The organism is Vogesella margarita (assembly GCF_028548475.1).
In the GTDB taxonomy this organism is placed as follows: Bacteria; Pseudomonadota; Gammaproteobacteria; order Burkholderiales; family Chromobacteriaceae; genus Vogesella; species Vogesella margarita.
Genome location: NZ_JAQQLE010000006.1, coordinates 58,981 through 85,905, shown reverse-complemented (window position 1 = coordinate 85,905; position 26,925 = coordinate 58,981). Strand labels below are relative to the sequence as shown.

The following is a 26,925-nucleotide window of genomic DNA, read 5'->3' as shown; positions in this document are numbered from 1 at the left end:
GGCTTGATCTCAATGGGGCGTACAGCGTTGAAAACGGCTTCGGAATGCTTGTTTGTATCTGGATCAATGCCGCTTCCTCAGCCGTTTTCGCCTTGTCTCGCTCTAGCTCGCTAGATCGTGAGTACACTCTGAGCGATAATCGCCGCCAGTTGACCGCCGCGCCGGCGGTCTGATCAGACCAAGGTTGGCCGCGGCCAACCTTTCGCATTATCAGGGCGGCACGACGCGTTCGTGCCGCCGGCTTTTTAAAGGGAATGCCATGTACGCCGAAGCCGCCAGCACTTTTCAAACCGTCCGCGACCTGCTGCGCTTTGCCGTGTCGCGTTTTAGCGATGCCGGCCTGACCTACGGCCACGGCACCAGCAATGCCTACGACGAGGCCGCCTACCTGATCCTGTCGGCGCTGAAGCTGCCGATCGATCGCTTGGAGCCCTTTCTCGACGCCCAGCTGTTGCCGAACGAGGTGCAGCAGGTGGTGTCGCTGATCGAGCGCCGTGCCGAAGAGCGCGTGCCGGTGGCCTACCTCACCAACGAGGCATGGCAGGGTGACTTCAACTTCTACGTCGACGAGCGCGTAATCGTGCCGCGCTCCTTCATCTTCGAGCTGCTGGGCGAGCAGCTGGAACCGTGGATCGAGCATCCTGAGCTGGTCCACCGCGCGCTGGACCTGTGTACCGGCTCCGGCTGCCTCGCGATCCAGCTGGCGCACCACTATCCGGACGCCGACATCGACGCCGTCGACATCTCGCTGGACGCGCTGGAAGTGGCCAGCATCAACGTGCAGAACTACGGCCTGGAAGACCGCATCCAGCTGATCCACAGCGATCTGGTGGAAGGGCTGGAAGAACCGTACGACCTGATCATCTCCAACCCGCCGTATGTCGATGCCGAGTCGGTGGATGCGCTGCCGCAAGAATACCTGCACGAACCGGAGCTGGCGCTGGGCTCCGGCGAGGACGGCCTGGACGCCACCCACGTGATCCTGCAGAACGCCGCGCGCCTGCTCAACCCGCAGGGCGTGCTGCTGGTCGAGATCGGCCACAACCGCGACGTGCTGGAAGCGGCCTACCCGAGCCTGCCGTTCATGTGGATGGAAACGCAGAGCGGCGACGGCTTCGTGTTCCTGCTGACGCGCGAAGACCTGGTCGCCGCTGGCCTCGGCGATCCGCTGAACGACGCCGACTTTGGCGACCTGGTGATCGAGGACGAAGACATCTGAGCGCTCGCGGCTTGCGGCCAACGTTGGCCGCAAGGCTGGTCACACAAAAAGGCAGCCCGCGAAGGGGCTGCCTTTTTGCTGTGTCGCTGCTTTGGCAGTGGCGCGGGGAGGGCAGTTCGGGTGGCTGCACCCGGCTCACAATGATTTTTCGAAGTGGGCGACCAGCTGTTTCAGCGCCCTGGTGGTGTCCATCAGCTCGGTCGCAGCGTGGGCGGCCTGCGCCACGTTGTGAGCATTGTTTTCGGTAATGGCACTGACCTTTTCCATATTGTGGGCGACCTCGGTCGAGGCGCGCGACTGCTGTGCCAGCATGGAGGCGACATCCTGCGCGCTGTTGGCCACGCCCTGGCTCGCCTGATCGATCTGCGTCAGGCTGCTGGAGGTTGCACCGATCAGCTCGCTCGCCTGTCTGGTCACCTGACCGGCATGGTCGATCGAGTTCAGCGCGGCATCGGTGTGCTGTCGCACCTGGCCGATCGATTCGCCGATTTCACGGGTGCTGTGGCTGGTACGTTCGGCCAGCTTGCGTACCTCGTCGGCAACCACGGCGAAGCCGCGGCCATGCTCGCCGGCGCGGGCGGCCTCGATCGCCGCATTCAGCGCCAGCAGGTTGGTCTGTTCCGCGACATCACCGATCAGCTGGCTGATGGAGCCGATGCGTGTCACGGCGCCGTTCAGTTGCTCCAGAGTGCCACGGACCGCGCCGATGGCGCCGAGCATGCTCTCGGTGCTCTGCAGCGTATGCTGCATGTGGACACTGCCCTGTTGCACCAGCTGGCGTGCGGTGCTGGCGTGGTCCGAGCCGGTGCGGGTGGTGTCGGCAATCTCGCTGACCGAAACGGTCAGTTGCTCCAGTGCGGCCGCGATGTGGGCGATGTCGTTGCTTTCGTCGGCGGCCCGCTCCTGCAAGGTGGCTGCCTGACGGCAGATGTTGTCGGCACCCTGGCCGATGCTGGCGCTGGCGGACACCACATCGGCAAGAATGGCGCGCAGGTTGATGCGGGTCGTTTCCAGGCGCTGCCGTAATTCGGCACATTCCTGTGGCCCCTGTTCGGCCACCGCTTCCTTGAAATTGCCCTCGCCAAAGCGCAGCAGCGCGGCGTTGGCGTCAAGCAGCGTGGCGCGTACCCGTTGCTGCAGCCGGAGCGTGGCCAGGCAGCCGAGCAGGAAGGACAGCAACATGGCGCCTTGCTGCCAGCCATTTGGCAGCAAAAGCATGCAGATGACGCCGGCCAGCAGTGTGGCCGCGAAGACCACCAGTTGCAGCTTCAGCCACGACGGCGTTTGGGTGTGTTTGGTCGAGGGAAAGGCGGCTTGTCCGGTATTGATGGCACGGTACAGCTGTTCGGCCTCGCGGACTTTTTCACGCGAGGGGGCGGCGCGCACCGACATGTAGCCGATATGCTTGCCGTTCTCGCTCAGCGGGGTGGCGTAGGCTTCCACCCAGTAATACGCGCCATTCTTGGCCCGGTTTTTCACCAGCCCTTGCCACGGCCGGCCGCGCTTGAGAGTGTCCCAGAGGTCCTGAAACGCGGCGGGCGGCATGTCCGGGTGGCGTACGACATTGTGCGGCTGACCGATCAGTTCTTCTTCGGTGAAGCCGCTGATGGCGACAAAGGCCGGGTTGGCATAGGTGATCCGGCCCTTGAGGTCGGTCTTGGTGACGATGGGACTGCGTGGGTCGAGAAACAGCTCTTGCTCGGTGACGGGTAAGTTCTGGCGCATGGTGCCCCTTTCTATCTACAGGCGTTACTTGCGGGACGGATCGCGCCTCGTGTCGAACTTGGCGTCTTTTTGATTTGTACGACACGGCGGGCGACTATGCCAGAATGAATTTTTCTTAAAAATGTGATTTTTAACGCGTGTTATTAGTCACGGGCGCGTAACGCAAGCTTTCACGCCGTGTGCTTATTCCTGACTCCGGGGCACCGTTCTGGCCATCAGGCCGGCCTGCGGCCAACGTTGGCCGCAAGACCGAGCGCACGAAAAAGGCAGCCCGCGAACGGGCTGCCTTTTTCGTGGCGGCGGGTAGGGGCAGGGGGCTAGTTGCTGCCCTGCAGCCCGTACTTCTTCACCTTGTCGAACAGCGTGGTTTTGGGCGTGCCCAGCGCGGCGCTGGCCTGGGTCAGGTTGCCGCCGTGGCGGCGCAACGCTTCCACGACCAGGCTCTTTTCATAGGCTTCCACGCACTCGGCGAGGCTGGGCGAGTTGTGGCCGTCGCCGCTGTCTTTGAACGCCGGCAGCCCCAGCGCGTAGCGTTCGGCGACGTTGCGCAGTTCGCGCACGTTGCCCGGCCAGTCGTGCGCCATCAGTCGCGACAGCGTCTTGCGGTCCACTTCCAGCGGCTCGCGGTCGAAGCGCAGCGCCGCCTGCTGCAAGAAGCACTCGAACAGCAGCGGGATGTCCTCGCGCCGTTCGCGCAGCGGCGGGATTTCCAGCGTCACCACGTTGAGGCGGTAGTAGAAGTCGGCGCGGAACTTGCCCTGTTGTGACAGCTCGCCCAGGTCTTCCTTGGTGGCGGCGATCAGGCGGCAGTCGACATCGACCATCTGGTTGCTGCCGAGGCGTTCCAGCTTGTGTTCCTGCAGCACGCGCAGCAGCTTGATCTGCAGGTTGATCGGCATGGTCTCGACTTCGTCGAGGAACAGCGTGCCCTTGTGCGCGTGTTCGATCTTGCCGATGCGGCGCTTGCCGGCACCGGTGAAGGCGTTGGCCTCGTGGCCGAAGATTTCGCTCTCGAACAGGTGTTCCGGCAGGCCGCCGCAGTTGATCGCCACGTAGTTGTGCTGCTGGCGGCGGCTGAATTCGTGCAGGCAGCTGGCGACCAGCTCCTTGCCGGTGCCGGTCTCGCCGTTGATCAGCACGTTGGCGCCGGTGTCGGCGACGTTGAGGATCAGCTCGCGCAGCCGGCACATGGCGGCGGAACGGCCGATCAGGCGCTGTTCCAGCGTCTGCTTGCCGTCCAGCTGGCGGCGCAGGCTTTCCACCTCCAGGCTCAGCCGGCGCTGCTCCAGCGCGCGGCGGGCGACCTCCACCAGCCGCTCCGGCGAGAACGGTTTCTCCATGAAGTCATAGGCGCCGTCCTTCATCGCCTGCACCGCCATGCTGACGTCGCCGTGGCCGGTGATCAGCACCACCGGCAGGCTGCGGTCCTGCGCCTTCAGCTGCTGCATCAGGGTCAGGCCGTCGATGCCGGGCAGGCGGATGTCGCTGATCACGATGCCGGGGAACTGGCCGTCGATCAGCGGCAGCGCGGCTTCGGCGCTGGCGACGCCGGTGACCGGGATGTCTTCCAGCGTCAGCGCCTGCTGGCAGCCGAGCAGGACATGGGGATCGTCTTCCACGATCAGGACGCGCAAAGCTTCAGACATGATGGAGTTCCTGTTCCGGGCACAGCGGCAATTGCAGCACGAAGGCGGCGCCTTGTGGCAGCGGCTGTGCCTGCAGTGTGCCGTTGGCCGCCGCGGCGAGGCTGGCGGACAGGGTCAGCCCCAGCCCCAGCCCGCTGCCCTGCGGCTTGGTGGTGAAAAAGGGTTCGAACAGATGCTGGCGCACCTGCTCCGGCAGGCCGCCGCCGTTGTCGGCCACGGTCAGCTGGTAGCGGCCGCCGTCGCGCTGGCCGATCAGGCGCACGCAGGCGGCGGGCACGCCTTGCAGCGCGTCCAGCGCGTTGCCGATCAGGTTGACCAGGATCTGCTCCAGCCGCGTCTGGTCGATGGCCAGCAGCACGTCGTCGAACTCGCGTTGCACCGTGACCGGGTAGCGCGACAGCCGCGGCTGCAGCAGGAACAGCGCGGCGTCGACCGCGGTTTCCAGCCGCGCCTGGCCGTCGGCGTGCTCGGAGCGGCGCGCGAAGGAGCGCAGCGAACCGGTGATCTTGCCCATGCGCTCGACCAGCTCGCCAATGGTCTTGAGGTTGGCCGCAGCGGTGTCGTAGGCGCCGCGGGCGAGGAATTTGACGGTGTTGCCGGACAGGGTGCGCAGCGCCGCCAGCGGCTGGTTCAGCTCGTGCGCGATGCTGGTCGACATCTGGCCGATCACCGCCAGCTTGCCAGCCTGGATCAGCTCGTTCTGCGCCTTGCGCAGCGTCTGCTCGGCCAGCTCGCGCTCGCGGATTTCGGCCAGCAGGCGTTCGTTGCTGGCGGACAGGTCGGCGGTGCGCTCCTCGATGCGGCGTTCCAGCTCGCTGTTGGCCGCCTGCAGCGCCTCGCGCGCCGACAGGCGGGTGGCGATCACCTTGCGCCGCTCGTTCCACGCGATCAGCAGCAGCGTCAGTACCGCGACGATGGTGGCGGCCAGCATCGCGTGAGTCCATGCCGCGGATTTCACCGGTGCCAGCGGGCTGAGCAGGGTCAGCTGCCAGCGGGTGTCGTTGAGGGTGCGCGACTGCGCCAGGAACAGGTGGCCTTCCGGCGCGGCGACGTCGGAATCGGACAGCTCCCAGCGCTCCAGCCCCGGCGCCAGCGTGCGCCGCGATTTCAGCTGCAGCAGCGGCAGCGACGCCCAGTGGTATTGCAGGCTCTGCGCCAGCTGGTTGCGTCTTTCCTGCGACAGCGGGTGGATCACGTTCAGTCGCCAGCGCGGCTTGGAGGCGAGGATGATGACGCCGTTTTCATCGGCGATGAACACGCCGGAGCCGGCCTTGCGCCAGCCGGCCTCCAGCTGGGCGAGGCGGACCTTGACCACCGCCACGCCGGCGATGCGGCCGCCCACACGCAGCGGGCTGGACAGGTAGTAGCCTGCCTCGCCGATGGTGCTGCCGATGCCGTAGAAACGGCCGGAGCGGCCGGCCATGGCCTCGGTGTAGTAGGGGCGGAACGACAGGTCTTCGCCGACGTAGCTGTCGCTGCGGCGCCAGTTGCTGGCGGCCAGCACGCGGCCGTTGCTGTCCAGCACATAGCTTGCCAGCGTGCCGCTGCGCTCGTTCATCGCCGCCAGGTAGCGGTTGACTTCCAGCTGGTGGCGGGCGTCCGGCGACTGCAGCAGCTGCAGCGTCACCGGGTTGAGCTGCAGCAGGCCGGGCAGCCACACGAAGCGCTCGATCTCGCTTTCCACGCCGCGGGTGTGCAGCTCCAGCTGGCGGTTGCCCTGTTCGCGCAGGGCGTCGATGCCGTGCTGCACCGAGAACTGGTAGGTCAGCGTGCTGCATAGCAGCACCAGCCCCAGCAGCAGGCAGCTCAGGAACAGCGGTTTGCGGATACGGACAGACATGGCGGAAAAAAGCGTTGCGGCCAACATTGGGATGACAGGATTCCGGTTCTAACACAGGCCATGGCCGGCGTCAGCAAAATTGCGGCAGGGCGGGGTGTCATTTTTGTTGCACCCCGCGTTTAACGGGGTACGTCATGCGCACCGTTGCGGTGCATTGGTATTGCACTATTCGTGCCAGAGACAAGCGGCAGCGATAACAAGCACTTGCCGCCACCGGCCATCGCAAAACCGAACCGCTGCCGTGGCGGCATCCGGAAATCCGTACGCCATGCCGCTGGGAAAGCCATCGTCAAGCCGGCGGCCAGGCGTTAATATTCACGGCTTGGCCGCCGCCGGGCTGGCCGATGACCTGTCGTCATACCTAATCGCGGTGCATGAGAGCCGCAACCGGGACTTGGAGAAACCAATAACATGTTTGGCAACAGCAAGAAAAAGATCGCCGCACTGGAAGAACGCCTCGCCACCCTGGACCAGGAGCGCGCGACACTGCAACAGCAGCTGGATCAGGCGCGCCAGGCGCTGGGCAACTGCGAACAACTGAGCCGCGAAAACCAGCTCGCCCAGCAAAAGCGCCACAGCTACCGCCAGCCGTTCGGGCAGTTCTGTGACGGCGTCGCGCAGCTGCGCGGTACCTTCAGCAAGCTGGCCGAGGACATGGAAGGCTGCTACAGCCTGGCCACCGACACCGCGGCCGGCCTCGACCACACCCGCAACGTGGTCGACACCCTCGCCAACAGCTTCAGCGACATCGCCAACGCGCAGCAGCTGACCGCGCGGCAGATGGACACCCTCAACAGCAAGACCGGCGAAATCCGCCAGTTTGTGCAGCTGATCAAGGACGTGGCCGACCAGACCAACCTGCTGGCGCTGAACGCGGCCATCGAGGCGGCACGCGCCGGCGAACAGGGCCGCGGCTTTGCCGTGGTGGCCGACGAAGTGCGCAAGCTGGCGGAGCGCACCTCGCAGGCGACCAGCGAGATCGCCAGCCTGGTGGGCGACGTGGAGAAGGCGTCCAGCGACACCAAGCAGCAGGTCAGCGAGGCGGCCGAGCAGGCGGAGACGTATCGCCACACCGGCGAGGAAATCGCGGTGGCGATCAAGAAGCTGGTCGACAGCAGCGAGCAGATGGCGAAGGCGATCACCGCCGGTACCAACGCGAGCTTCATGGAAGTGGTGAAGCTGGATCACATCGTCTACAAGATGGAGATCTACAAGGCCTTCATCGGCTACCACACCCTGGACGCCGGCCAGCTGTCCAGCCACACCCACTGCCGTCTCGGCAAGTGGTACTACGAGGGCCGCGGCCATCAGCAGTGCCGCGACCAGGCCAGCTACGGCCAGCTGGACGCACCGCACGCCCGCGTGCACGAGAGCGGCAAGGCGGCCCTGCAGGCTTTCTACGCCGCCGACTACAGCGCGGCATCGCAGGCGCTGGCGACCATGGAACAGTCATCCGACGAGGTGATGAGCCTGCTGGACCGGCTGGTGCACCTCGGCCACTAAGCGCCGCCAGACCGTAGCAGGGCAGTCAGACAAACAGGGCATGGTGATCACCATGCCCTGTTTTCATTGGTGTTGCCGGCCGTGCTTGCGGCCAACCCTGATGCCGCTCAGTGGCCGGCGTCGATCACCACCGTCCCCGGCGCCGCTTTCGGCGGCCGCGACAGCCACACCAGGCCGGTCAGCAGCAGGAACAGCACGGTTGCCAGCCAGAACACCTCGTTGGCACCGAGGAACAGCCCCTGGCGGCTGATGTCACCCGCGATCACCGCCGCCGCCTGCTCGGCGCTGAGCCCGGCCTGCTGCATCGCCGCCAGCGTGTCGCGGGTGGCGCTGTCGTACAGGCTGATATGCTCGGTCAGCTGGGTATGGTGCAGGCCTTCGCGGTGCTCCCATTGCCAGGTGGTCAGCGAGGCGCCGATGGAGCCGGCCAGCGTGCGCATGAAGTTGGACAGGCTGGACGCGCTGGCCAGCTGCTGCGGCTTCATGTTGGACAGCGTGATGGTGGTCAGCGGCATGAAGAAGCCGGCGATGGCAAAGCCCTGCACGAACTGCGGCCACGCCACGCTGGCAAAGTCCATCGCCGGGTTGAAGGTGCTGTAGCGCCAGTAAAAACACACGGCGAACATCAGGAAGCTGAAGGTCACCACCCAGCGCATGTCCAGCTTGTGCGCGTTCTTGCCGATCACCGGCGACAGCAGCACCGGCAGGATGCCGATCGGCGCGGTGGCGAGGCCGGCCTCGGTGGCGGTGTAGCCCATCTGCGTCTGCATCAGCAGCGGCATCAGCACGATGGCGCCGAAGTACAGCATGAAGCCGACACTGACCGAGGTCACCCCGACCGCGAAGTTGCGGTCGCGGAACAGCGACAGGTCGATCACCGGGTGCTTGTCGGTCAGCTCCCACACCACCAGATAGGACAGCGCCAGCAGCGCGATGATGCCGTAGAGCACGATCTCGCCGGAGTGGAACCAGTCCAGCTCCTTGCCGCGGTCCAGCATCATCTGCAGGCAGCCGACGCCCAGTACCAGCAGGGTGAGGCCCACCTTGTCGATCGGCAGCTGCAGGATGGCGGTCTCGCGGTGGCGCAGCTCGCGCCAGGCCAGCGCGGCGGCGGCGACGCCGATCGGGATGTTGATGTAGAAGATCCAGCTCCAGTGCCAGTTGTCCGACAGCCAGCCGCCAAGGATGGGGCCGAAGATCGGCGCCACGATGATGGTCATCGTCCACAGTGCCATGGCGATGGCGCGCTTGTCCGGCGGATAGCTCTGCAGCAGCAGGCTTTGCGACAGCGGAATCATCGGCCCCGCCAGCAGGCCCTGCAGTACGCGGAACAGGATCAGCAATTCCAGGCTCGGCGCCAGGCCGCACAGCCACGAGCTGATCACGAAGCCGATGGTGGCGAGCAGGAACAGGCGCACCTCGCCGACACGCTTGGCCAGCCAGCCGGTGATCGGCACCGAGATGGCGTTGGCGACGCCGAAGGAGGTGATCACCCAGGTGCCCTGGCTGGTGGAGGCGCCCAGATCGCCGGCGATGGTGGGAATGGCCACGTTGGCGATGGTGGTGTCCAGCACCTGCATGAAGGTGGCCAGCGACAGCGCCAGCGTCACCAGCGCGCGCGAGCGTCCTTCCAGTGGGGGATGCGACATGATCCGGCTCCCTTAGCGGCCAAGGTTGGCCGCAATGATTTTGGCCACCGCCTGGTCGGCCTGCGCCAGCTGGCGCTCGAACACGCTGGTGCTCAGCGCCGGATTGCGGCGGGCGGCGCTCAGCAGCGGGCCGTCCTGCTGGCTGGTGTCGACGCTGACCGACATCGACAGGCCGAGGCGCAGCGGGTGCTGCTGCAGCTCTTTGGGCTGCAGCGCGATGCGCACCGGCACGCGCTGCACCACCTTGATCCAGTTGCCGGTGGCGTTCTGCGCCGGCAGCAGCGAGAACACGCTGCCGGTGCCGGCGGCGAGGCCGGCGACCGTGCCGTGATAGGTGACGTCATCGCCGTACAGGTCGGCGTGCAGCTCGACCGGCTGGCCGATGCGCAGCTCGCGCAGCTGGCCTTCCTTGAAGTTGGCGTCGACCCAGGCGCTGTCCAGTGCCGCCACCGCCAGCAGTGGGGTGCCGGGCTGGATGCGGGCGCCGGGCTGCGCGCTGCGGCGCGCGATCTGGCCGGATACCGGTGCGCGGATCTCGGTGCGCGCCAGCGCGAGGTAGCTCTCGCGCAGCGCGGCGGCGGCGCGCGCCACCGCCGGCTGTTGCTCGGCGCGGTCGCTGAGCACCAGCGCGCGGCTGGCCTGCTGTTCTTCCTCGCCGACCTTCAGCGCGGCGCGGGCGGCGCTCAGCGCGAGGCGGGCACTGTTGGCCGCGTCGCGGGCGTGCTGCAGCTCTTCGCCGGCAATGGCCTGATCGCGGGCGGCGGCCTCGCGGCGCGCCAGATCGCCATTGGCGCGGGCGACATCGGCCTCGGCACGGGCGACGTCGGCCGCGCGTTGCGCCACCAGCGCGTCGGACTTGCCGCTGACCGAGATCAGTTGCCGCGTCTGGCGCACCGCCTGCGCCAGTTCGGCCTCGGCGCGGGCGTAGGCCAGCTGCGCGTCGTTGCGATCCAGCGTCAGCAGCAGGTCGCCGGCCTTCACGCTCTGGGTGTCGTCGGCGTGGATGGTGACGATGCTGCCGGCCACTTGCGACGACACCGGCACCAGGTTGCCGGCGACGTAGGCGTCGTCGGTGCTCTGGTGGTGGCGCAGCGCCAGGAACCAGTAAGCGCCGGCGGCAAGACCGGCGATGGCCAGTGCCACGGTCAGGCGGGTGAGGGCGGTGCGGCGGGTGGAGTCGGGGGCGGTAGTCGGGGTGGTGTTGTCCATTGTTTGCTCCGGAATTCAGCGGGTGGCCGCCGGGGCGGTGCCCAGCGTGCGGATCAGGGCGGCCTGGCTTTGCAGGCGCTGGATGTGCAGTTCGAGTGCGGCGAGTCGGGCCTGGGTCAGCTGACGCTGTGCCGCCAGCAGGCTGGCGGGCGTGGCGAGGCCGGCGCTGGCGCGGCTTTGTACTCTGGTGACGCTATCGCGGTGGGCGAGCAGCGCCTGCTGGTTGGCGGCCTCCGCCTGACGCAGCTGGGCCAGCTGGCTGCCGCGGTCGGCGGTGTCGCGGATCGCGTTCAGCAGCGTCTGGTTGTAGCTGGCGATGGCGGCTTCCAGTTCGGCACTGCGGCCGTCGAGGCGCGCGTTCAGCTCACCGTTGCTGAACAGCGGCAGCGTCAGCGCCGGTGCCAGTCGCAGCACGCGCGCGCCGGGATTGAACAGGTCGCCCAGCTCCTGCGCCGACAGCCCGGCCATCAGGTTGAGGCGGACGTCGGGATAGAAGTCGGCACGCGCCGCGGCGACGTTGCCGCGGCTGGCTTCCACCCGTTCCCGCGCCGCCTGCACGTCGGCACGCAGACCCAGTTGGCCGCTGTGCAGCGGCGCGGTGTCCAGTGTCCACTGCGGCAGCGCGGCGGCGGGCAGCGCGTCGATGGCACTCTGCGGCTGGGCGCTGAGCGCGGCGAGGGCGTGGGCGGCGGCGCTGATGCGCTGCTGGCCGCGCAGCAGGCGCTCGTCGCTGTCGGCCAGCTGTGCGCGCGCCTGCAGCGCATCGTCCGGCTGCGCCAGGCCGTGCTTGACGCGCTGCTCGGCGTTTTGCAGCAGGCTGGCAGCCTGCTGCCGGTCTTGTTGCAGTAGTGTCAGCGCGGCCTGTGCACCGCGCCATTCCACGTAGCGGTCGACCAGCGCGTAGGCCACGCTCTGGCGCGCGTCGCTGGCTTCCAGCTCGGCGGCACGGGCCTGGCCGCGGGCGGCGGCGAGTCGGGCGCGGGTCTTGCCCCAGAAGTCGAAGCGGTAGCTGAAATCGGCGGACACGGTCTGCAGCGTGGTCCACTGGCCGAGCATCGCCGGCGGCAGCGCGTCGAATTCCGAGGTGCGCGCACGGCTGGCGCCGAGGTTGCCATTGACCTTCAGACCGTCGTTGCTGGCGACGCCGGCGATGTCGGCGCGCGCGGCGCGCAGGCGGGCGTCGGCGGCGTCCAGTCCCGGATTGCTGCGCAGCGCCTGCGCCAGCAGCTGTTCGAGGCTGGCGTCGTTCAGCGCGCGCCACCAGTCGGCGGCAAAGGGGCTGGCGGTTTCGCTGACCGCCAGCGCGGCCGGCGTCAGCGGCTGGCTCTGCAACGGGGCCACCGCCGGGGTGGCGCAGCCGGACACGGCCAGCAGCGTCAGCAGGGCGCCGAGCGGTAATAATAGTGGCTTGTAGTTTCTCATTTGATTGTCACCTGCGTGACTATTTAAGTCGAAAAAAACCGCCGGGGCGGGTAGGGTTGCCGGTTGGCGGCAATGCCGCAGGGCGTGCGGCCAACCTTGGTGATTCGGGTGCGGCTTTCGGCTCAGCCGCCCAGCTGCTGCATCAGCTTGCGCAGCAGCGCCTCCAGCTGGGCGCGTTCCTCGTTGTCGAACACGGCCCACAGCTCGCGCACCTGCTGCCGCTGCCCCGGCATCACCCGTTCGATGAAGGCGAGGCCGCTGTCGGTCAGCTCCAGATAGGTGCGGCGGCGGTCGACGCCGCAGGGCTGGCGCCGGATCAGGCCACGGGTTACCAGATCGTCCACTACGCGGGTGGCATTGGTGCGCGAGAACGCCAGCGCATCGGACAGCTCGGACGGCATCAGCTTCTCTTCCGGGTGCGCATACAACACCATCAGCGCCATCCAGGTGGTCTCGTTCATGTCGTGCACCGCCAGCGACTGGTTGAAGTAGCCCAGCAGTAGTGGCTGGATGTGCAGCAGCAGACGGGTGAGGACGACTTCCTCGCGCGGGCTGCCGGGCAGGCGACGGGCGATGGTGTCGATGGCGTGTTCGGTGGCCGCAAAGCTGTGGCCGCAGGCAGGAGCTTTCATGGGGATAATGATAACGTACGTTACTATTTATTTCAAGGCGGCGGGCAGGGTGCAGGTTTCTTGATCGGCATCATTCAGCGCGCTGCTGCGCCGCGGCAATACTGTCGGCAACACCCCACCGGAGCCCGATGATGAACCTGACTACCCACCTGAGCGCGGTGCACCGCCACTGCGACGATTGTTTTGCCGCGCTGGAGCAGGCGGTGCGCCAGCAGGACTGGGCCGGCGCCGATGCGCTGTGTGCCAGCTTTTGCGAGGACATGGCGCAGCACTTTGCCGACGAGGAAAACCGGCTGTTCCTGGCGCTGGAAGCGGCCACCGGCATGCGCGGCGGGCCGACCGCGGTGATGCGCTACGAGCACGAGCAGATGCGCGAGCTGATGGAAGACCTCAATCGCGACCTGCTGCAGCGCGACGCCCGCGGCGTGGCCGCCACCTGCGACACCTTGCTGGTTCTGATGCAGCAGCACAATATGAAGGAGGAGAACATCCTTTACCCGATGTGCGACAGCCGCATCCCGGATGCCGCCGCCCTGTTGCAGGAGCTACGCCATGTCACCCCGTGATTTGCGCGGCCTGGTGCCGCCGGAACCGATGGAAATCATTCTCGACGACGTCGACAACGGCAGCAGCGGCCAGCAGCTGGCCTATGTGCTGCCGCACTTCCCCGGGCCGCTGATCCCGCTGCTGCAGCAGCGCAAGGTTGCCTACGACAGCGAGATGCTGCCGGACATGAGCGGGGTGGTGCTGAAGCTGGTGCTGCCCTGATGCAGGCCATGCCCAGTTTTGACCGCGCACCGCCGCTTTCGCTGCCGGTGCGTTATTTTTTGGCGGCGGCATTCTGGCTGCTGCCGCTGGCAGCCAGCCTGCTGCGGACCGATGGCGACTACCCGTCGCTGAGCCTGCTGCTGCCGCTGCATCTGCTGGCGCTGGGCGTGCTCGGCAACGCCATGCTGGGCGCCCTGCTGCAGATGGTGGCGGTGGTGTCCGGTGTGCCCTGCCTGCGGCCAACGTGGTGGCGGCTGGGCGTGTGGAGCTTGTGGCAGCTGGCAACCGCCAGCCTGTGCTGGGGCTTTTACCAGGGACTGGCGCCGCCGTGGCTGCAGCTGGCCAGTGTGCTGTTTGCGCTGCTGGCCGCCGCGATGGCGGGCCTGCTGTACGGGCTGTGGCGCAGCCCGGCGGCGGACGGCAGCAGCCGCGGCCTGCGCCTGGCCCTCGGCCTCCTGCTCGTGACCCTGCTGCTGGGCCTGTCGATGCTGGCGGTGCTGGGCTGGGGCCGGCCGTGGCCGCTGCTGAGCCTGCTGCCGCTGCACCGGCTGGCGGCACAGGGCTGGGTGCTGCTGCTGGTGATGGCGGTGGCGCAGGTGATCGCGCCGATGTTCCTGCTGACGCCGGCCTATCCCGCCTGGTGGCAGCGCCACGGCGCCACGCTGTGGCTGCTGGCCTTGCTGGCCGGTGCGGCCGGCCTGCAGTGGCAGCCGCAGTGGCCGTGGTGGTGGCTGGCGTGGCTGCCGCTGGCACTGTTTGCCGTGCTCAGCCTGCGCCTGCTGCGCGCCAGCCGGCGACCGCAGGAATGGCTGCTGCCGTACTGGTGGCTGGCGTTTGCACTCTTGGCCGTGCTGGCGGCGCTGCTGCCGCTGCTGATGTGGCAGGGGGCGGCCCCGTGGCTGGCGCGTGCGCTGGCGTGGTGCCTGCTCGGCGGTTTCGCGCTGACGCTGGTGGTCGGCATGCTGTACCGCATCGTGCCCTTCCTGCTGTGGCTGCATCTGAAGAATGCGGCGCCGCCGCGCCATCGCGTGCCGGCGCTGCACGCCTTCGTGCCGGAAACCGCCGCGCGGCACAGCTGGCGTGCGCTGTTGCTGCTGCAGCCGCTGGCGGCGCTGTGGGTGTGGCAGCCGCAGCTGGGCTGGCCGCTGGCGCTGGCGCTGCTCGGCCTGCTGGCGCTGCTGCTGCGCCACTTCGTCGCGGCGGCGCGGCAGTACCACACCGCCCGCCGCGCCTTGCCGACCTAGAACCTGTTCATGATCTGCTGCGACTTGATCCCGATGGCGTGATACGGCGTTGAAAACGGCTGGGCCTGCTTGTTTATCCCTGGATAAACGAGCAGGCCCAGCCGTTTCGTCTTGTCTTGCGTGAACGCGCGCTCAGCCCGCCAGCGTCTGGGCCAGCGTCGCCTGCAGCCTGGCCTGTAGCCGTACCACCTCACCGATGATCAGTAGGGCCGGTGGCTTGACCGCGTGCTGCTGCACACAGGCGCCGAGGCCGGCCAGCTCGCAGCACAGCACCCGCTGCTGCACGGTGGTGGCGTTCTCGATGATGGCCACCGGTGTGGCGGCGGCGCGGCCGGCGACCTGCAGCTGGGCTGCGATGTTGGCCGCCTCGCCCAGCCCCATGTACACCACCAGAGTCTCCTCGGCGCCGCTGTGGCTGGTCCACGCCAGTGCGCTCTGTCCTTCGCGGCGATGGCCGGTGACGAAGCTCACGCCCTGCGCGTAGTCGCGGTGTGTCAGCGGAATGCCGGCGGCGGCGGCCGCGCCCATCGCCGCGCTGATGCCGGGGATCACCTCGCAGGCGATGCCGGCTGCGGCCAACGTTTCCAGCTCCTCGCCGCCGCGCCCGAACAGGAAGGGGTCGCCGCCTTTCAGGCGCACCACGCGCAGCCCTTGCCGCGCCTTTTCCACGATCAGCCGGTTGATGTCCTGCTGCGGCAGGGTGTGGCGGCTGGCGCGCTTGCCGACGCAGATCAGCTCGGCGCGGCGGTTGATGAGCGCCAGCACCGCGTCGGACACCAATAGGTCGTACAGCACCACGTCGGCCTCGCCGAGGCGGCGCAGCGCCTTCAGCGTCAAGAGGTCCGGGTCGCCGGGGCCGGCGCCGACCAGGCTGACCTGGCCGTGGCGCAGCGGGTAGGGATGGGGGAAGGGGGCAGGGGCGTTCATTGCTGTTCCAGTCTGGCCGGAGGCCGCTATGGGGATGGCGCCAGTGTAGGAAGGAGGGTGGCCGGGAATCGTTGATTCGCATCAATGCTATCGGGATGGTCGGAAACGTACAGTTCGCCCTGACACGCCGGGTTCCCGGTGACGCAAGAAAAGGAGGACGCGATGAGCGCCAGTTTTACCAAATCGACCGCGCGCAACATCTTTTACGGTGGCGCGGTGTTTTTCTTCCTGCTGTTCGTGGCACTGACCCTGGATACGGTGCAGGCGCTGCCCAAGCGCGACAACCGCGCCAACCTGACCGAACAGGTCGCCCGCGGCAAGAAGCTGTGGGAGGTCAACAACTGCATCGGCTGTCACACGCTGCTGGGTGAGGGCGCCTATTTCGCGCCGGAGCTGGGCAACGTCTACCAGCGCCGTGGCCCGGAATTCATCAAGGCCTGGATCAAGGCGCAGCCGACCGGTGCGCCGGGACGCCGCCAGATGCCGAACTTCCATCTCAACGATGCGGAACTGGACGACCTGGTGGCCTTCCTGAAGTACAGCTCGGAAATCAATACCAATAACTGGCCGCCGAATATCGAAGGCTGATGCCTGTCGATCCCGGTAATTCATCATCCAAGGAGAACCAGATGACTTCCTCCGCAATGGCCACCGCGCGCTCTGCCAGCGTCTCGGCGGCGGCCAATGACCCGCTCACCAACGTGCAGCTCAAGTACCGCTCGCAGGCGGTGGCCAAGCCGTACTTTGTCGCCGCCATCGGCCTGTTCGTCGGCCAGATCGTGTTCGGCCTGATCATGGGCCTGCAGTATGTGATCGGCGATTTCCTGTTCCCGGCCATCCCGTTCAACGTGGCGCGCATGGTGCACACCAACCTCTTGATCGTGTGGCTGCTGTTCGGCTTCATGGGCGCCGGCTACTTCCTGATTCCGGAAGAATCGGAACGCGAGCTGCACAGCCCGAAACTGGCGCTCATCACCTTCTGGGTGTTCCTGGTGGCGGGGGCGCTGACCATCGTCGGCTACCTGGCGGTGCCGTACGCGACGCTGGCCAAGATCACCGGCAATGACTTGTTGCCGACCATGGGCCGCGAGTTCCTGGAACAGCCGACCATTACCAAGATCGGCATCGTGCTGGTGGCGCTGTCCTTCCTGTTCAACCTGAGCATGACCGTGCTCAAGGGCCGCAAGACCAGCATCAGCATGGTGATGATGCTGGGCCTGTGGGGGCTGGCGATCTTCTTCCTGTTCTCGTTCTACAACCCGGACAACCTGGTGCTGGACAAGTACTTCTGGTGGTGGGTGGTGCACCTGTGGGTGGAAGGCGTGTGGGAACTGATCATGGGCGCGATGCTGGCCTTCGTGCTGGTGAAAGTGACCGGTATTGACCGCGAGATCATCGAGAAGTGGCTGTACGTGATCATCGCCATGACGCTGATCTCCGGCATCATCGGTACCGGTCACCACTACTTCTGGATCGGCGCGCCGGCGTACTGGCAGGTGTGGGGCTCGGTGTTCTCCGCGCTGGAGCCGATTCCGTTCTTCATGATGACGCTGTTCGCCTTCAACGTGGTCAACAAGCGCCGTCGCGAGCATCCGAACAAGGCTGCGGTACTGTGGGCACTGGGCACCGGCGTGATGGCCTTCCTCGGCGCCGGCGTGTGGGGCTTCCTGCACACCCTGGCTCCGGTCAACTACCTGACCCACGGCACGCAGATCACCGCCAGCCACGGCCACATGGCGTTCTACGGCGCCTACGCGATGGTGGTGATGACCATGATTTCCTACGCCATGCCGCTGATGCGGGGCCGCGAGGCCAACAGCAATGCCGCGCAAGTGGTGGAGATGTGGTCGTTCTGGCTGATGACCGTCGCCATGGTGTTCATCACCCTGTTCCTGACCGCCGCCGGCATCCTGCAGGTATGGATGCAGCGCATGGGCGACACCCCGCTGTCCTTCATGGCGACCCAGGACAAGATCGCCTTCTTCTACTGGCTGCGTGAGCTGTCCGGCGTGGTGTTCTTCATCGGCCTGCTGCTGTACATCGTCAGCTTCTTTGTCCGCGGCAACGAGCGCGCCAGCGCCTGATCCCGCCGCATCCGGCAACACGGGCGCCCCTTGCGGGCGCCTTTTTCACGACGGAGCCTGCCATGAATACAGCCGCCCCCGGCCTTGTCGCCCCGCCGCGCGTCCCCGGCGACCTGGCGATGTGGTTCTTCATCCTCGCCGAGCTGGCGGTGTTTGGCATTTTCTTCGCCGTCTACGGCGTGGCGCGACAGCGCGATGCGGCGCTGTTCGCCGCAGGCCAGGCGCAGTTGCTGCTGTGGCCGGCGCTGATTAACACCCTGCTGCTGATCGCCGGCAGCGCCACGGTGGCAGCCGCGGTGCGCGCCTTTGCGGCCAACCTTGTCGCCGCCGGCCGCCGCTACCTGCTGGCCACGCTGTTGCTGGGCGGCGGTTTCGTGCTGCTCAAGGGCTGGGAGTTCGCCGGCAAGTTCGCCGCCGGCATCACCCTGTCCAGCAGCGACTTCTGGATGTTCTACCTGTCGCTGACCTTCTTCCACTTCCTGCACGTGATCCTCGGCCTGGTGATCGTGGCCGCGGTTTACCTCAACGCGCGCCGCGGCGCCTACGATGCGGCCAACCACGACGGCGTGGAAACCGCCGCCGCCTACTGGCACATGGTCGACCTGGTGTGGGTGGTGCTGTTCGCGCTGGTGTACGTGGCGCACTGACGCCCGGCCGCACGCGGCCGCCTTCCGCGATCGCGGCGCGGGGTGCATACTCGGCATTTGCCGTTTGTCACTGCCGACCCGCCGCCCGCCATGACCGTTGCCGCCGTTTCCGCCGCCGCCACCCCGCCGCTACAGCTGGCCGGGGTGCCGCAGGTGTTCGAGCACACCATCGACCGCGCCGAATTCTGCCTGCCGGTGCCGGGGGTGGAGCTGTACCGCGCGCATATCGTGCGCCACGCCTTCGAGCCGCATACCCATGAGGCGTTCGGGCTGGGCGTGATCGAGTCCGGGGTGGAGCGCTTCCGCTACGGTGGCGGCGAGCATCTGGCGCCCACCGGTTCGCTGCTGCTGATGAATCCGGACGAGCTGCACACCGGCCGCGCCGAGACCGCGCACGGCTGGCGCTACAGCATGGTCTACATCGATCCGACCGCTGTGGCGCGCGTCACCGGCGAGGACGGCTGGTGGTTCGACGACGCGGTGCGCCACGCGCCCGACGTCGCGCCGCGCGTCAGCCGGCTGCTGGCCGAACTGTGGCAGGCGCCCGAGCCACTGGCCTTCGACAGCCTGCTGTTCCGGCTGCTGGACGAATTCCGCCGCCACGCACAGGTGCCGCGGCCGGCGCCGGCCGAGGCGGCGCACCGCTTCGCGCCGGTGCTCGACTACCTGCGCGCCCATCTCGCCGAAAAACTGACGCTACCGCAGCTGGCTGCGGTGGCCGGCCTCAGCCCCTTCCATTTCCTGCGTCGCTTCCAGGCGCAATACCACGTCACGCCGCAGCAGATGCTGATGGCGCTGCGCCTGTTCGAGGCCAAGCGGCTGCTGACGGCCGGCGTCGCGCCGGCGCAGGTGGCCGCCGCCACCGGCCTTGCCGACCAGGCGCACCTGACGCGCGCCTTCGTGTGCCGTTACGGCGTGACCCCGGCGCGCTACCAGAAACAGGTGCGCGCCTGAGACCCATCGGCCCAAGGTTGGCCGCAATCTGGTACAAGACGCCGCCTGCGCCGCCGGCTACCGTGTGCCTATTTGGCGGAGGGCGGGGCGATGGGAACGGGGATGTTGTACGCACTGGCGGCGGGGCTGATGTGGGGGCTGGTCTTCGTCGGCCCCTTGCTGCTGCCGGAGTATCCGGCGGCGCTGCAGTCGGTGGGGCGCTACCTCGCCTTCGGCCTGATCGCGCTGCCGCTGGCGTGGCTGGATAGGGTGCGGCTGCGCGAGCTGACGCGCGGCGACTGGCTGGAGGCGCTGAAACTGGCCGCCGTCGGCAACCTGCTGTACTACCTGTGCCTGGCCAGCGCCATCCAGCGCGCCGGTGCGCCGTTGCCGACCATGATCATCGGCACGCTGCCGGTGGTGATCGCGGTGAGCGCCAACCTGCGCGACCATCGCCGCGACGGCCGCCTGCCGTGGCGGCAGCTGTGGCCGTCGCTGCTGCTGATCGGCGCCGGCATCGGCTGCGTCAACAGTGTCGAGCTGGCGGCGCTGCAGCGCGAGGCGGGCGGTGACCTCGGCCGTTACCTTGGCGGTGCCCTCTTGGCGACGGTGGCGGTGGCGTGCTGGACCTGGTATCCGCTGCGCAACGCCGACTGGCTGCGCCATCATCCCGGCCGCAGCCCGCGCACCTGGGCCACCGCGCAGGGCGTGGCGACGCTGCCGCTGGCGCTGCTGGGCTACGCGCTGCTGTGGGGCGGCATGGCCGTCGCCGACAGCCCGTTCTCGATGCCGTTCGGGCCGCGACCGCTGGTCTTTCTCGGTCTGATGGCGGTGATCGGCCTGTTCGCCTCATGGCTGGGCACGCTGTGCTGGAACGAGGCCAGCCAGCGGCTGCCGACCGCGCTGGTGGGGCAGCTGATCGTGTTCGAGACGCTGGCGGCGCTGGGCTACGCCTTCCTGCTGCGCGCCGAGTGGCCGGCGCCGCTGACCCTGCTCGGCATCGCGCTCTTGGTTGCCGGCGTGCTGTCGGCGCTGCGCGTCAGGCCGCAGCCGGTGGCCGCCGCCGCCCACGCCGCCTGAGGCCTTGCCCGCCGTCCTCTCGGCGGCGGGCTTTCCTTATCTGTCGTCAAGGTTGGCCGCGGCGGCGTTGCGGCATGATGCAGCCATGAACTCCTCCCGCATCTCCCCACCGGTGTGGCCGGTCTGGCTGTGGCTGTCGTCGCTGACCCTGCTGCTGGCGCTGTTGAGCGAATGGCACGGCAGCACGCTGCTGGCGACGCTGGCGCTGGGCGGCGCCTGGCTCAAGGGCGTCGCCATCGTCGAGTCGCTGATGGCGCTGCGCCATGCGCCGCTGTGGCTGCGCGGCATCGTCCACGGCTGGCTGCTGCTGGTGTGCGGGGGGCTGCTGATCAGCTTCGTCTAGGAACCCGCCCCCATGAATGCTCCTGTCCGTGCCGCGCTTGCGGCCAACCTTCCGTTCTACCAGCCCGTTGCCGACGAATGCACGGTGTTCGAAACCGCCTGGCGCCAGCAGTTGCCGGTGCTGATCAAGGGCCCGACCGGCTGCGGCAAGACCCGCTTCGTCGCGCACATGGCGGCCAAGCTCGGCCTGCCGCTGTTCACCGTGTCCTGCCACGACGACCTGTCCGCCGCCGACCTGGTCGGCCGCCACCTGATCGCCGGCGGCGACACCCGCTGGTGCGACGGCCCGCTGACGCGCGCGGTACGCGAGGGCGGCATCTGCTATCTGGACGAAGTGGTGGAGGCGCGCAAGGACACCACCGTGGTGCTGCACCCGCTCACCGACGACCGCCGCATCCTGCCGATCGAACGCACCGGCGAAGAATTGCAGGCACCCCCCGGCTTCATGCTGGTGGTGTCGTACAACCCCGGCTACCAGCACGTGCTGAAGACGCTGAAACCGTCCACCCGCCAGCGCTTCGTCGCGCTGAGCTTCGATTTCCCGCTGCCGGAAGTGGAGCGCGCGGTGGTGCAGCACGAGGGCGGGGTGGACGAAAGGTTGGCCGCACAGCTGGTGACGCTTGCCGGCCAGATCCGCCGCCTCACCGGCTACGATCTGGACGAAGCGGTCAGCACCCGGCTGCTGGTGTACTGCGCCAAGCTGATCGCCAGCGGCATGGCCATGCGCCTGGCCTGCCGCACCGCGCTGGTGGAGCCGCTGTCGGACGAAGCCGACACGCTGGCGGCGCTGATGGCGGTGGTGGATACCCAGTTTGGCCATTGAGTTGGCGGAAGCGGAGCGGCCGCGGGCGATTGCCGCGCACGCGCTGTACCTGCTGAACCTGTTGCTGCTGCCCGGCCTCGCCTTTGCCGTGCTGTGGTGGTGCCGCCGCTGCTGGGCCGCGGCCGCCAGCACCGCGCTGCGCCGGCATCTGGACCAGGCCTTCGGCGCGGCATTGTGGAGCGGGGGATTGATCGTGCTGGTCAGCCTGCTGCTGGTGTGGCTGGGCGATCTGCAGCAGCCGGTCACCTGGGTGCTGCTGATCCTGTATTTCACCGTGATCCACGCCACACTGGTGTTGCTGGGCGCCTATGCGCTGTCGCGCGCCATGGCCGGCTTGCCCTGCCGTTACCCGCTGCCCGGCCTGTGGCGGCAACCTTGACTTGAAAGACACATGCTATGGAAGACCTTGTTGGCGGCTGGTGGGACAAGCTGATCCGCCGCACTGCCTACCGCGGCTATCCGCAGGCAGCGGTGGCGCTGGCCCAGATCGAGAAACAGGCGCCGCTGTTCTTCCGCGCGATGGGCGGCGACCCGGCGCTGACGCTGCGCACCGCCGTTGGCACCGCCCACGGCGCGCGGCGCCGGCTGCTGGAACGCATCGCCGGCACCGGCGAGCAGGTGGAGCTGGCGTGGCGCGACGGCCAGTCGCTGTACCTGCCGGAGAAGATCGACCTGTTCCCCGACGCGGCGCGCAACCGCGAGCTGTACTTCTGGCTGATGGCGCTGGCGGCGCAGCCGCAGCACGGCGACGGCGACGATGGCAATGGGGACTGGCTGACGCGCAACCGCCGCGCCAGCGCCGCCTGCCTTGCCGCGATGCCCGGCCTTGCCGCGCTGTACCGGCGGCTGGTGACGGCGCTGCTGCCGCTGCGTGACACGCCGCGCGACGCTGCCGCCGCGGCGCAGGAGGCGGCCATCCGCCAGGCACTGCTGCAGCCGGAGGCCGCTATTGCGCTGCCGCCGTGCCGCACCCCGCCGCAGCCGGTGCTGCTGTGGCTGCACCCGACGCCGCCGACCGCGCCGACCGCCGGCGCGGACGACAAGCAGACGCCGGAGATGGAAGACAGCGACAGCAAGGAGGCGAAGAAAAAACGCCGCTACCGCGCGCGGCGCGACACCGCCGACGAGCGCAAGAACGGCATGCTGCTGGTGTTCCGCGCCGAGAGCATCTTCACCTGGGACGAGTACGTGCGCGTCAACCGTCACACCGACGATGACGACATGGACGACGCCGGCGCCGCCGCCGAGGACATGAACACGCTGACCATCAGCCGCGACAACCGCCGCCGCGCGAGCCGGCTGAAGTTCGACCTCGACCTGCCGGCTGCCGCCTACGACGACACGCCGCTGGGCAGCGGCATCCTGCTGCCGGAATGGGACTACAGGCGGCAGCGGCTGGTGGCCGAGCACTGCTGCCTGAAGCCGATGCTGCCGCGCGACGCCACCCCGGCGCCGCTGCCGGACACGCTGCAACCGCTGGCGCGGCGCCTGCGCCGCCAGTTCCAGGCGCTGTCGCCGGAGCGCACCCGCAAGAGCGGCGAGGCCAGCGGCCCGGACATCGACCTTGACCGCCTGATCCGCTTCCTCGCCGAGAAACGCAGCGGCGTGGCGGTGGCCGAGCCGCCGCTGTACCAGGCGTGGCCGCCGGGCGGGCGCAACATGGCCTGCCTGCTGCTGGCCGACCTGTCGCTGTCCACCGAAAGCTGGCTCGGCGAAGCCGGGCAGGTGATCGGCGTGATCCGCGACAGCCTGCTGCTGTTCGCCGAGGCGCTGTCCGCATGCGGCGACGCCTTCGGCCTGTACGGTTTTTCCTCGATCCGCCGCGACGAGGTGCGCTACCTGCTGCTGAAGGATTTTGCCGAGCGCTACGACGACACCACCCGCGGCCGCATCCTGGCGCTGCGCCCCGGCTACTACACGCGCATGGGCGCGGCGATCCGCCAGTCCACCCGCATCCTGCTGGAGCAGCCGGCGCAGCGCCGCCTGCTGCTGATCGTGTCCGACGGCAAGCCCAACGACCTCGACCACTACGAAGGTCGCTACGGCGTGGAAGACACGCGCCAGGCGGTACTGGAGGCGAAGCGGGCAGGGCTGATCCCGTTCTGCGTCACGGTGGACAAGGAGGCCGGCGAGTACCTGCCGCACCTGTTCGGCCGCCGCGGCTACAGTGTGGTGCACGACGCGCGGCGCCTGCCACAGGTGCTGACCAGCCTGTACGCCAGCCTGACCGCCTGACACATCGCCACAAACGAAAAAAAGGTTGGCCGCAACGTTGCGGCCAACCTTTTTTCGCGTGCGGTGCCGGGCGCTCAGTACAGGTAGACGCCGTCCGGCTGCGGTGCCGGCACCGGCACCGGCAGGCGCAGCATGTCGCACACCGCAGACTCGATGCCGTGGCACAGCGCGGTCAGCGGCAGGTCGTTGCCTTCCTTGCCGAACGGCTCTTCCAGTTCCTCGCCCAGCACGTCCAGCGCCATATAGGTGTAGGCGATGAACACCGCGATCATCGGCGTCAGCCAGCCGATGCTGGTGGTCAGCCCGATCGGCAGCAGCATGCAGTAGATGGTGACGGTACGGTTGAGCAGCACCCGGTAGGTGAACGGGATCGGCGTGCTGCGGATGCGCTCGCAACCGCCGACCACGTCGGACAGCGCGTCCAGGTTGCGGTCTATGCTCTGCCACTGCCACTGGTCGATGCTGCCGCTGTGGCGCAGGCTGGCATTGAGCCGGTGCAGGTAGAGCAGGATCAGTCCCGGCTTGCCGGGCGCGTCGGCGATCGCCTGCCACTGCTCCGCCGGCAGCAGCCGCTGCAGGTGGGCGGCGACGTCGTCCTGGCGCAGCTGGCCTTTCAGCGCATAGGCCAGCGCGCAGATGCCGTGCAGCATCTCCCGCGACTCCGGCCGCGCGTCGGCGATCGCCAGCAGCTTGCCGGCCAGGGTGCGCGCCACGATCAGCAGCGTGCCCCACAGCTTGCGCGCTTCCCAGTAGCGCTCGTAGCTGACCGAGTTGCGGAAGCTGAGGAAGATCGCCAGCGACACCCCCATCAGCGTGAAGATGTAGATGTTCAGCGACGACTGCGCGTGCTGGCTGATCCACCAATTGGTGGCGAAGGCGGACAGCATCGAGATGAGGAACACCAGGCAGAGCCGGGGCAGGATGCGCGGCAGTACCGAGCCGCGCCAGACGAACAGCAGCTCGAACCAGTTGTGACGGGAGTGGATGATCATGATCGGTAGCGGGGGCAGTGAGGGCAGCGAGAGATAGACCAGCCCGACATCATAGGCGCTGCCGGCCTGCGGCCACAAGGCGTGACAGCGCTCGCGGCGCGATTTTTTGTGCGCTGCGGCAATCGCGGCCGGCGCGGGCAAGCCGGCCGGCGACAAGTTCACCGCACCGCAGGACGGATTCCGATCCGTTGATACGAATCAATGATGCCAATGTCACCACCGGCGGATGATGCGCGCATGAATTCCCTCATAGCGTGGTGGAGAGCATCATGAAAAGCTTCAGGATAAGTGCACTTGCACAGGGCGTAGTACTGGCAACCTTGCCGTTCGCTGCATCGCTGGCACTGGCGGATGCCGCCGGCAGCCCGCCGGCCCAGAGTCAGCAGGAGATGCACAAAAACAGTGATCCCAAGGCGCCGCCGATCACCAAGGTCGAGTTCGAGCGTGCCAAGCAGATCTACTTCGAGCGTTGCGCCGGCTGTCACGGCGTGCTGCGCAAGGGTGCCACCGGCAAGCCGCTGACGCCGGACATCACGCTGGGCAAGGGCACCGACTACCTGAAGGTGTTCATCGCCTACGGCAGCCCGGCCGGGATGCCTAACTGGCAGACCTCCGGCGAGATGAGCGAGCAGGACGTGGACCTGATGGCGCGCTACATCCAGCAGGAGCCGCCGACCCCGCCGGAATTCTCGCTGGCCGACATCGAGAAGTCGCGCAAGATCTACCTGCCGGTGGAAAAACGCCCGACCAAAAAGATGAACAACTACAACCTGGAGAACATCTTCTCCGTCACCCTGCGCGACAGCGGCGAGGTGGCGCTGATCGACGGCGACTCCAAGCAGATCATCAACATCATCAAGACCGGCTACGCGGTGCACATCTCGCGCCTGTCCAAGTCCGGCCGCTACCTGTACGTGATCGGCCGCGACGCCCGCCTCAACCTGATCGACCTGTGGCTGCCGAAGCCGGACAACGTGGCCGAGGTCAAGGTCGGGCTGGAAGCACGCTCGGTGGAGACCTCCAAGTTCAAGGGCTTCGAGGACAAGATCGCCGTCGCCGGCACCTACTGGCCACCGCAGTTCGTGATCATGGACGGCGACACACTGAAGCCGCGCAAGGTGGTGTCCACCCGCGGCATGACCGTGGACAACGAGTACCACCCGGAGCCGCGCGTGGCCTCCATCGTCGGCAGCCACTACAAGCCGGAATTCGTGATCAACGCCAAGGAAACCGGCAAGATCATGATGGTCGATTACTCCGACCTCAATAACCTGAAAACCACCACCATCGACTCCGCCAAGTTCCTGCACGACGGCGGCTTCGACAGCAGCGGGCGCTACTTCCTGGTCGCAGCCAACGCCTCCAACAAGATCGCGGTGGTCGATACCAAGGAAGACAAGCTGGCGGCGCTGGTCGACGTCGGCAAGATCCCGCACCCGGGCCGCGGCGCCAACTTCGTGCATCCGAAATACGGTCCGGTGTGGAGTACCTCGCACCTGGGCAGCGAGGACGTGACGCTGATCGGCACCGATCCGGTGAAACATCCACAGTACGCGTGGAAAGCGGTCGCCACCTTCAAGGGCCAGGGCGGTGGTTCGCTGTTCATCAAGACCCATCCGAAATCGAAGAACCTGTGGGTGGACACCCCGCTGAACCCGGATGCCAAGGTCAGCCAGAGCGTGGCGGTGTACGACATCAACAACCTGGCCAAGGGGCCGCAGGTGGTGGACGTGGCCGCCTGCGCCAAGCTGGCTGACGACGGCGCCAAGCGCGTGGTGCAGCCGGAGTACAACAAGGCCGGCGACGAGGTGTGGTTCTCGGTGTGGAGCGCCAAGAACAAGGAATCCGCCATCGTGGTGGTGGACGACAAGACCCGCAGCTGCAAGGCCGTGATCAAGGACAAACGCCTGATCACCCCGACCGGCAAGTTCAACGTCTACAACACCCAGCACGACGTTTACTAACCCTCAGCGCGGGCCGCGATCCGGCCCGCCACGGAGATCAT

At 67.5% G+C, this 26,925-nt stretch carries 24 protein-coding genes and 2 pseudogenes; 17 read left to right on the top strand and 9 right to left on the bottom strand.

Going from position 1 to position 26,925, the window contains the following annotated elements:
* Window positions 1–259: 259 nt before the first annotated feature.
* Window positions 260–1,147 (top strand): annotated as a pseudogene (gene prmB / locus PQU96_RS08245) (50S ribosomal protein L3 N(5)-glutamine methyltransferase); the annotation flags it as partial.
* A gap of 207 nt (window positions 1,148–1,354) precedes the next feature.
* Here the strand turns inward: prmB and PQU96_RS08240 are convergent.
* From PQU96_RS08240 to PQU96_RS08230, 3 genes are all read right to left on the bottom strand, one after another.
* Window positions 1,355–2,944, bottom strand: coding sequence for a methyl-accepting chemotaxis protein (locus PQU96_RS08240; RefSeq protein ID WP_272771825.1), 1,590 nt, complete (start codon window positions 2,942–2,944; stop codon window positions 1,355–1,357).
* A 317-nt stretch (window positions 2,945–3,261) separates the two neighbouring features.
* The gene (gene aauR / locus PQU96_RS08235) at window positions 3,262–4,590 is read right to left on the bottom strand and encodes a two-component response regulator AauR (RefSeq protein WP_272771824.1); all 1,329 of its coding nucleotides are present in this window, start codon (window positions 4,588–4,590) and stop codon (window positions 3,262–3,264) included.
* A complete protein-coding gene (locus tag PQU96_RS08230; RefSeq protein WP_272771823.1) occupies window positions 4,583–6,430 on the bottom strand; it encodes a sensor histidine kinase in 1,848 nt (615 codons plus the stop codon). The genes aauR and PQU96_RS08230 overlap by 8 nt, the downstream gene beginning before the upstream one ends.
* A gap of 825 nt (window positions 6,431–7,255) precedes the next feature.
* Here PQU96_RS08230 and PQU96_RS15955 point away from each other — a divergent pair.
* Together PQU96_RS15955 and PQU96_RS15950 are read left to right on the top strand one after the other, a co-directional pair.
* Window positions 7,256–7,513 (top strand): annotated as a pseudogene (locus PQU96_RS15955) (methyl-accepting chemotaxis protein); the annotation flags it as partial.
* Window positions 7,514–7,555: 42 nt separating this feature from the next.
* Entirely contained in the window at window positions 7,556–7,933 is a 378-nt protein-coding gene (locus PQU96_RS15950; RefSeq protein ID WP_373316283.1) for a CZB domain-containing protein, read from the top strand.
* 107 nt (window positions 7,934–8,040) lie between these two features.
* Here PQU96_RS15950 and PQU96_RS08220 read toward each other — a convergent pair whose 3' ends face one another.
* From PQU96_RS08220 to PQU96_RS08205, 4 genes are all read right to left on the bottom strand, one after another.
* A complete protein-coding gene (locus tag PQU96_RS08220; protein WP_272771821.1) occupies window positions 8,041–9,582 on the bottom strand; it encodes a DHA2 family efflux MFS transporter permease subunit in 1,542 nt (513 codons plus the stop codon).
* A gap of 12 nt (window positions 9,583–9,594) precedes the next feature.
* Window positions 9,595–10,791 carry an HlyD family secretion protein gene (locus PQU96_RS08215; RefSeq protein ID WP_272771820.1) on the bottom strand — a complete coding sequence of 399 codons (1,197 nt, stop codon included), beginning with the start codon at window positions 10,789–10,791 and terminating at the stop codon, window positions 9,595–9,597.
* A 15-nt stretch (window positions 10,792–10,806) separates the two neighbouring features.
* Window positions 10,807–12,213 carry an efflux transporter outer membrane subunit gene (locus PQU96_RS08210; RefSeq protein WP_272771819.1) on the bottom strand — a complete coding sequence of 469 codons (1,407 nt, stop codon included), beginning with the start codon at window positions 12,211–12,213 and terminating at the stop codon, window positions 10,807–10,809.
* Between the two features lie 122 nt (window positions 12,214–12,335).
* Window positions 12,336–12,845, bottom strand: a complete 510-nt coding sequence (locus tag PQU96_RS08205) for a MarR family transcriptional regulator (RefSeq protein ID WP_272771818.1) — start codon at window positions 12,843–12,845, stop codon at window positions 12,336–12,338.
* A gap of 128 nt (window positions 12,846–12,973) precedes the next feature.
* Between PQU96_RS08205 and PQU96_RS08200 the strand changes: the two genes are divergently transcribed.
* The 3 genes from PQU96_RS08200 to PQU96_RS08190 are packed head-to-tail and all read left to right on the top strand — an operon-like array spanning window position 12,974 to window position 14,857.
* Entirely contained in the window at window positions 12,974–13,411 is a 438-nt protein-coding gene (locus PQU96_RS08200; protein ID WP_272771817.1) for a hemerythrin domain-containing protein, read from the top strand.
* A complete protein-coding gene (locus PQU96_RS08195; protein ID WP_272771816.1) occupies window positions 13,398–13,613 on the top strand; it encodes a DUF2249 domain-containing protein in 216 nt (71 codons plus the stop codon). The genes PQU96_RS08200 and PQU96_RS08195 overlap by 14 nt, the downstream gene beginning before the upstream one ends.
* 8 nt (window positions 13,614–13,621) lie before the next feature.
* Complete coding sequence (locus PQU96_RS08190) at window positions 13,622–14,857, top strand: hypothetical protein (RefSeq protein ID WP_272771815.1); 1,236 nt, start codon at window positions 13,622–13,624, stop codon at window positions 14,855–14,857.
* A gap of 132 nt (window positions 14,858–14,989) precedes the next feature.
* On the opposite strand, the gene cobA is transcribed toward PQU96_RS08190, so the two are convergent.
* On the bottom strand, window positions 14,990–15,784 hold the full coding sequence (cobA, locus tag PQU96_RS08185) for a uroporphyrinogen-III C-methyltransferase (protein WP_272771814.1): 795 nt from the start codon (window positions 15,782–15,784) through the stop codon (window positions 14,990–14,992).
* A gap of 162 nt (window positions 15,785–15,946) precedes the next feature.
* Between cobA and PQU96_RS08180 the strand changes: the two genes are divergently transcribed.
* The 9 genes from PQU96_RS08180 to PQU96_RS08140 all read left to right on the top strand — a co-directional run bounded on the left by PQU96_RS08180 (window position 15,947) and on the right by PQU96_RS08140 (window position 23,928).
* Complete coding sequence (locus PQU96_RS08180; protein WP_047967298.1) at window positions 15,947–16,372, top strand: c-type cytochrome; 426 nt, start codon at window positions 15,947–15,949, stop codon at window positions 16,370–16,372.
* Window positions 16,373–16,413: 41 nt separating this feature from the next.
* Window positions 16,414–17,868, top strand: coding sequence for a cbb3-type cytochrome c oxidase subunit I (locus tag PQU96_RS08175; RefSeq protein WP_272771812.1), 1,455 nt, complete (start codon window positions 16,414–16,416; stop codon window positions 17,866–17,868).
* Window positions 17,869–17,930: 62 nt separating this feature from the next.
* Window positions 17,931–18,515, top strand: a complete 585-nt coding sequence (locus PQU96_RS08170; RefSeq protein ID WP_272771810.1) for a cytochrome c oxidase subunit 3 — start codon at window positions 17,931–17,933, stop codon at window positions 18,513–18,515.
* 90 nt (window positions 18,516–18,605) lie between these two features.
* Window positions 18,606–19,469: an AraC family transcriptional regulator gene (locus PQU96_RS08165; RefSeq protein ID WP_272771808.1), complete on the top strand. Its 864-nt coding sequence runs from the start codon at window positions 18,606–18,608 to the stop codon at window positions 19,467–19,469.
* Between the two features lie 102 nt (window positions 19,470–19,571).
* A complete protein-coding gene (locus PQU96_RS08160) occupies window positions 19,572–20,528 on the top strand; it encodes a DMT family transporter (RefSeq protein ID WP_272771807.1) in 957 nt (318 codons plus the stop codon).
* A gap of 85 nt (window positions 20,529–20,613) precedes the next feature.
* Window positions 20,614–20,871: a hypothetical protein gene (locus tag PQU96_RS08155; RefSeq protein ID WP_272771806.1), complete on the top strand. Its 258-nt coding sequence runs from the start codon at window positions 20,614–20,616 to the stop codon at window positions 20,869–20,871.
* Between the two features lie 12 nt (window positions 20,872–20,883).
* On the top strand, window positions 20,884–21,693 hold the full coding sequence (locus tag PQU96_RS08150; protein WP_272771804.1) for a CbbQ/NirQ/NorQ/GpvN family protein: 810 nt from the start codon (window positions 20,884–20,886) through the stop codon (window positions 21,691–21,693).
* Window positions 21,683–22,072, top strand: a complete 390-nt coding sequence (locus tag PQU96_RS08145; RefSeq protein ID WP_272771803.1) for a hypothetical protein — start codon at window positions 21,683–21,685, stop codon at window positions 22,070–22,072. The genes PQU96_RS08150 and PQU96_RS08145 overlap by 11 nt, the downstream gene beginning before the upstream one ends.
* Before the next feature lie 17 nt (window positions 22,073–22,089).
* On the top strand, window positions 22,090–23,928 hold the full coding sequence (locus tag PQU96_RS08140) for a nitric oxide reductase activation protein NorD (protein WP_272771801.1): 1,839 nt from the start codon (window positions 22,090–22,092) through the stop codon (window positions 23,926–23,928).
* Window positions 23,929–24,002: 74 nt separating this feature from the next.
* Here PQU96_RS08140 and PQU96_RS08135 read toward each other — a convergent pair whose 3' ends face one another.
* Entirely contained in the window at window positions 24,003–24,920 is a 918-nt protein-coding gene (locus PQU96_RS08135) for a bestrophin family protein (protein ID WP_373316279.1), read from the bottom strand.
* A gap of 106 nt (window positions 24,921–25,026) precedes the next feature.
* On the opposite strand from PQU96_RS08135, the gene PQU96_RS15945 reads away from it, so the two are divergent.
* Together PQU96_RS15945 and PQU96_RS08130 are read left to right on the top strand one after the other, a co-directional pair.
* The gene (locus PQU96_RS15945) at window positions 25,027–25,125 is read left to right on the top strand and encodes a hypothetical protein (protein ID WP_373316278.1); all 99 of its coding nucleotides are present in this window, start codon (window positions 25,027–25,029) and stop codon (window positions 25,123–25,125) included.
* Between the two features lie 64 nt (window positions 25,126–25,189).
* The gene (locus tag PQU96_RS08130; RefSeq protein WP_272771797.1) at window positions 25,190–26,884 is read left to right on the top strand and encodes a nitrite reductase; all 1,695 of its coding nucleotides are present in this window, start codon (window positions 25,190–25,192) and stop codon (window positions 26,882–26,884) included.
* Window positions 26,885–26,925 lie beyond the last annotated feature (41 nt).

Coding starts and splice junctions, on each gene's coding strand:
- PQU96_RS08205 (WP_272771818.1), bottom strand. CDS start 12,845: ATGAAAGCTCCTGCCTGCGGCCACAGCTTTGCGGCCACCGAACACGCC.
- PQU96_RS08155 (WP_272771806.1), top strand. CDS start 20,614: ATGAACTCCTCCCGCATCTCCCCACCGGTGTGGCCGGTCTGGCTGTGG.
- PQU96_RS15950 (WP_373316283.1), top strand. CDS start 7,556: ATGGCGAAGGCGATCACCGCCGGTACCAACGCGAGCTTCATGGAAGTG.
- PQU96_RS08150 (WP_272771804.1), top strand. CDS start 20,884: ATGAATGCTCCTGTCCGTGCCGCGCTTGCGGCCAACCTTCCGTTCTAC.
- PQU96_RS08130 (WP_272771797.1), top strand. CDS start 25,190: ATGAAAAGCTTCAGGATAAGTGCACTTGCACAGGGCGTAGTACTGGCA.
- PQU96_RS08180 (WP_047967298.1), top strand. CDS start 15,947: ATGAGCGCCAGTTTTACCAAATCGACCGCGCGCAACATCTTTTACGGT.
- PQU96_RS08210 (WP_272771819.1), bottom strand. CDS start 12,213: ATGAGAAACTACAAGCCACTATTATTACCGCTCGGCGCCCTGCTGACG.
- PQU96_RS08220 (WP_272771821.1), bottom strand. CDS start 9,582: ATGTCGCATCCCCCACTGGAAGGACGCTCGCGCGCGCTGGTGACGCTG.
- PQU96_RS08230 (WP_272771823.1), bottom strand. CDS start 6,430: ATGTCTGTCCGTATCCGCAAACCGCTGTTCCTGAGCTGCCTGCTGCTG.
- PQU96_RS08190 (WP_272771815.1), top strand. CDS start 13,622: ATGCCCAGTTTTGACCGCGCACCGCCGCTTTCGCTGCCGGTGCGTTAT.
- PQU96_RS08140 (WP_272771801.1), top strand. CDS start 22,090: ATGGAAGACCTTGTTGGCGGCTGGTGGGACAAGCTGATCCGCCGCACT.
- PQU96_RS08175 (WP_272771812.1), top strand. CDS start 16,414: ATGACTTCCTCCGCAATGGCCACCGCGCGCTCTGCCAGCGTCTCGGCG.
- PQU96_RS08195 (WP_272771816.1), top strand. CDS start 13,398: ATGTCACCCCGTGATTTGCGCGGCCTGGTGCCGCCGGAACCGATGGAA.
- PQU96_RS08160 (WP_272771807.1), top strand. CDS start 19,572: ATGTTGTACGCACTGGCGGCGGGGCTGATGTGGGGGCTGGTCTTCGTC.
- PQU96_RS08170 (WP_272771810.1), top strand. CDS start 17,931: ATGAATACAGCCGCCCCCGGCCTTGTCGCCCCGCCGCGCGTCCCCGGC.
- aauR (WP_272771824.1), bottom strand. CDS start 4,590: ATGTCTGAAGCTTTGCGCGTCCTGATCGTGGAAGACGATCCCCATGTC.
- PQU96_RS08240 (WP_272771825.1), bottom strand. CDS start 2,944: ATGCGCCAGAACTTACCCGTCACCGAGCAAGAGCTGTTTCTCGACCCA.
- PQU96_RS08200 (WP_272771817.1), top strand. CDS start 12,974: ATGATGAACCTGACTACCCACCTGAGCGCGGTGCACCGCCACTGCGAC.
- PQU96_RS08165 (WP_272771808.1), top strand. CDS start 18,606: ATGACCGTTGCCGCCGTTTCCGCCGCCGCCACCCCGCCGCTACAGCTG.
- cobA (WP_272771814.1), bottom strand. CDS start 15,784: ATGAACGCCCCTGCCCCCTTCCCCCATCCCTACCCGCTGCGCCACGGC.
- PQU96_RS08215 (WP_272771820.1), bottom strand. CDS start 10,791: ATGGACAACACCACCCCGACTACCGCCCCCGACTCCACCCGCCGCACC.
- PQU96_RS08135 (WP_373316279.1), bottom strand. CDS start 24,920: ATGATCATCCACTCCCGTCACAACTGGTTCGAGCTGCTGTTCGTCTGG.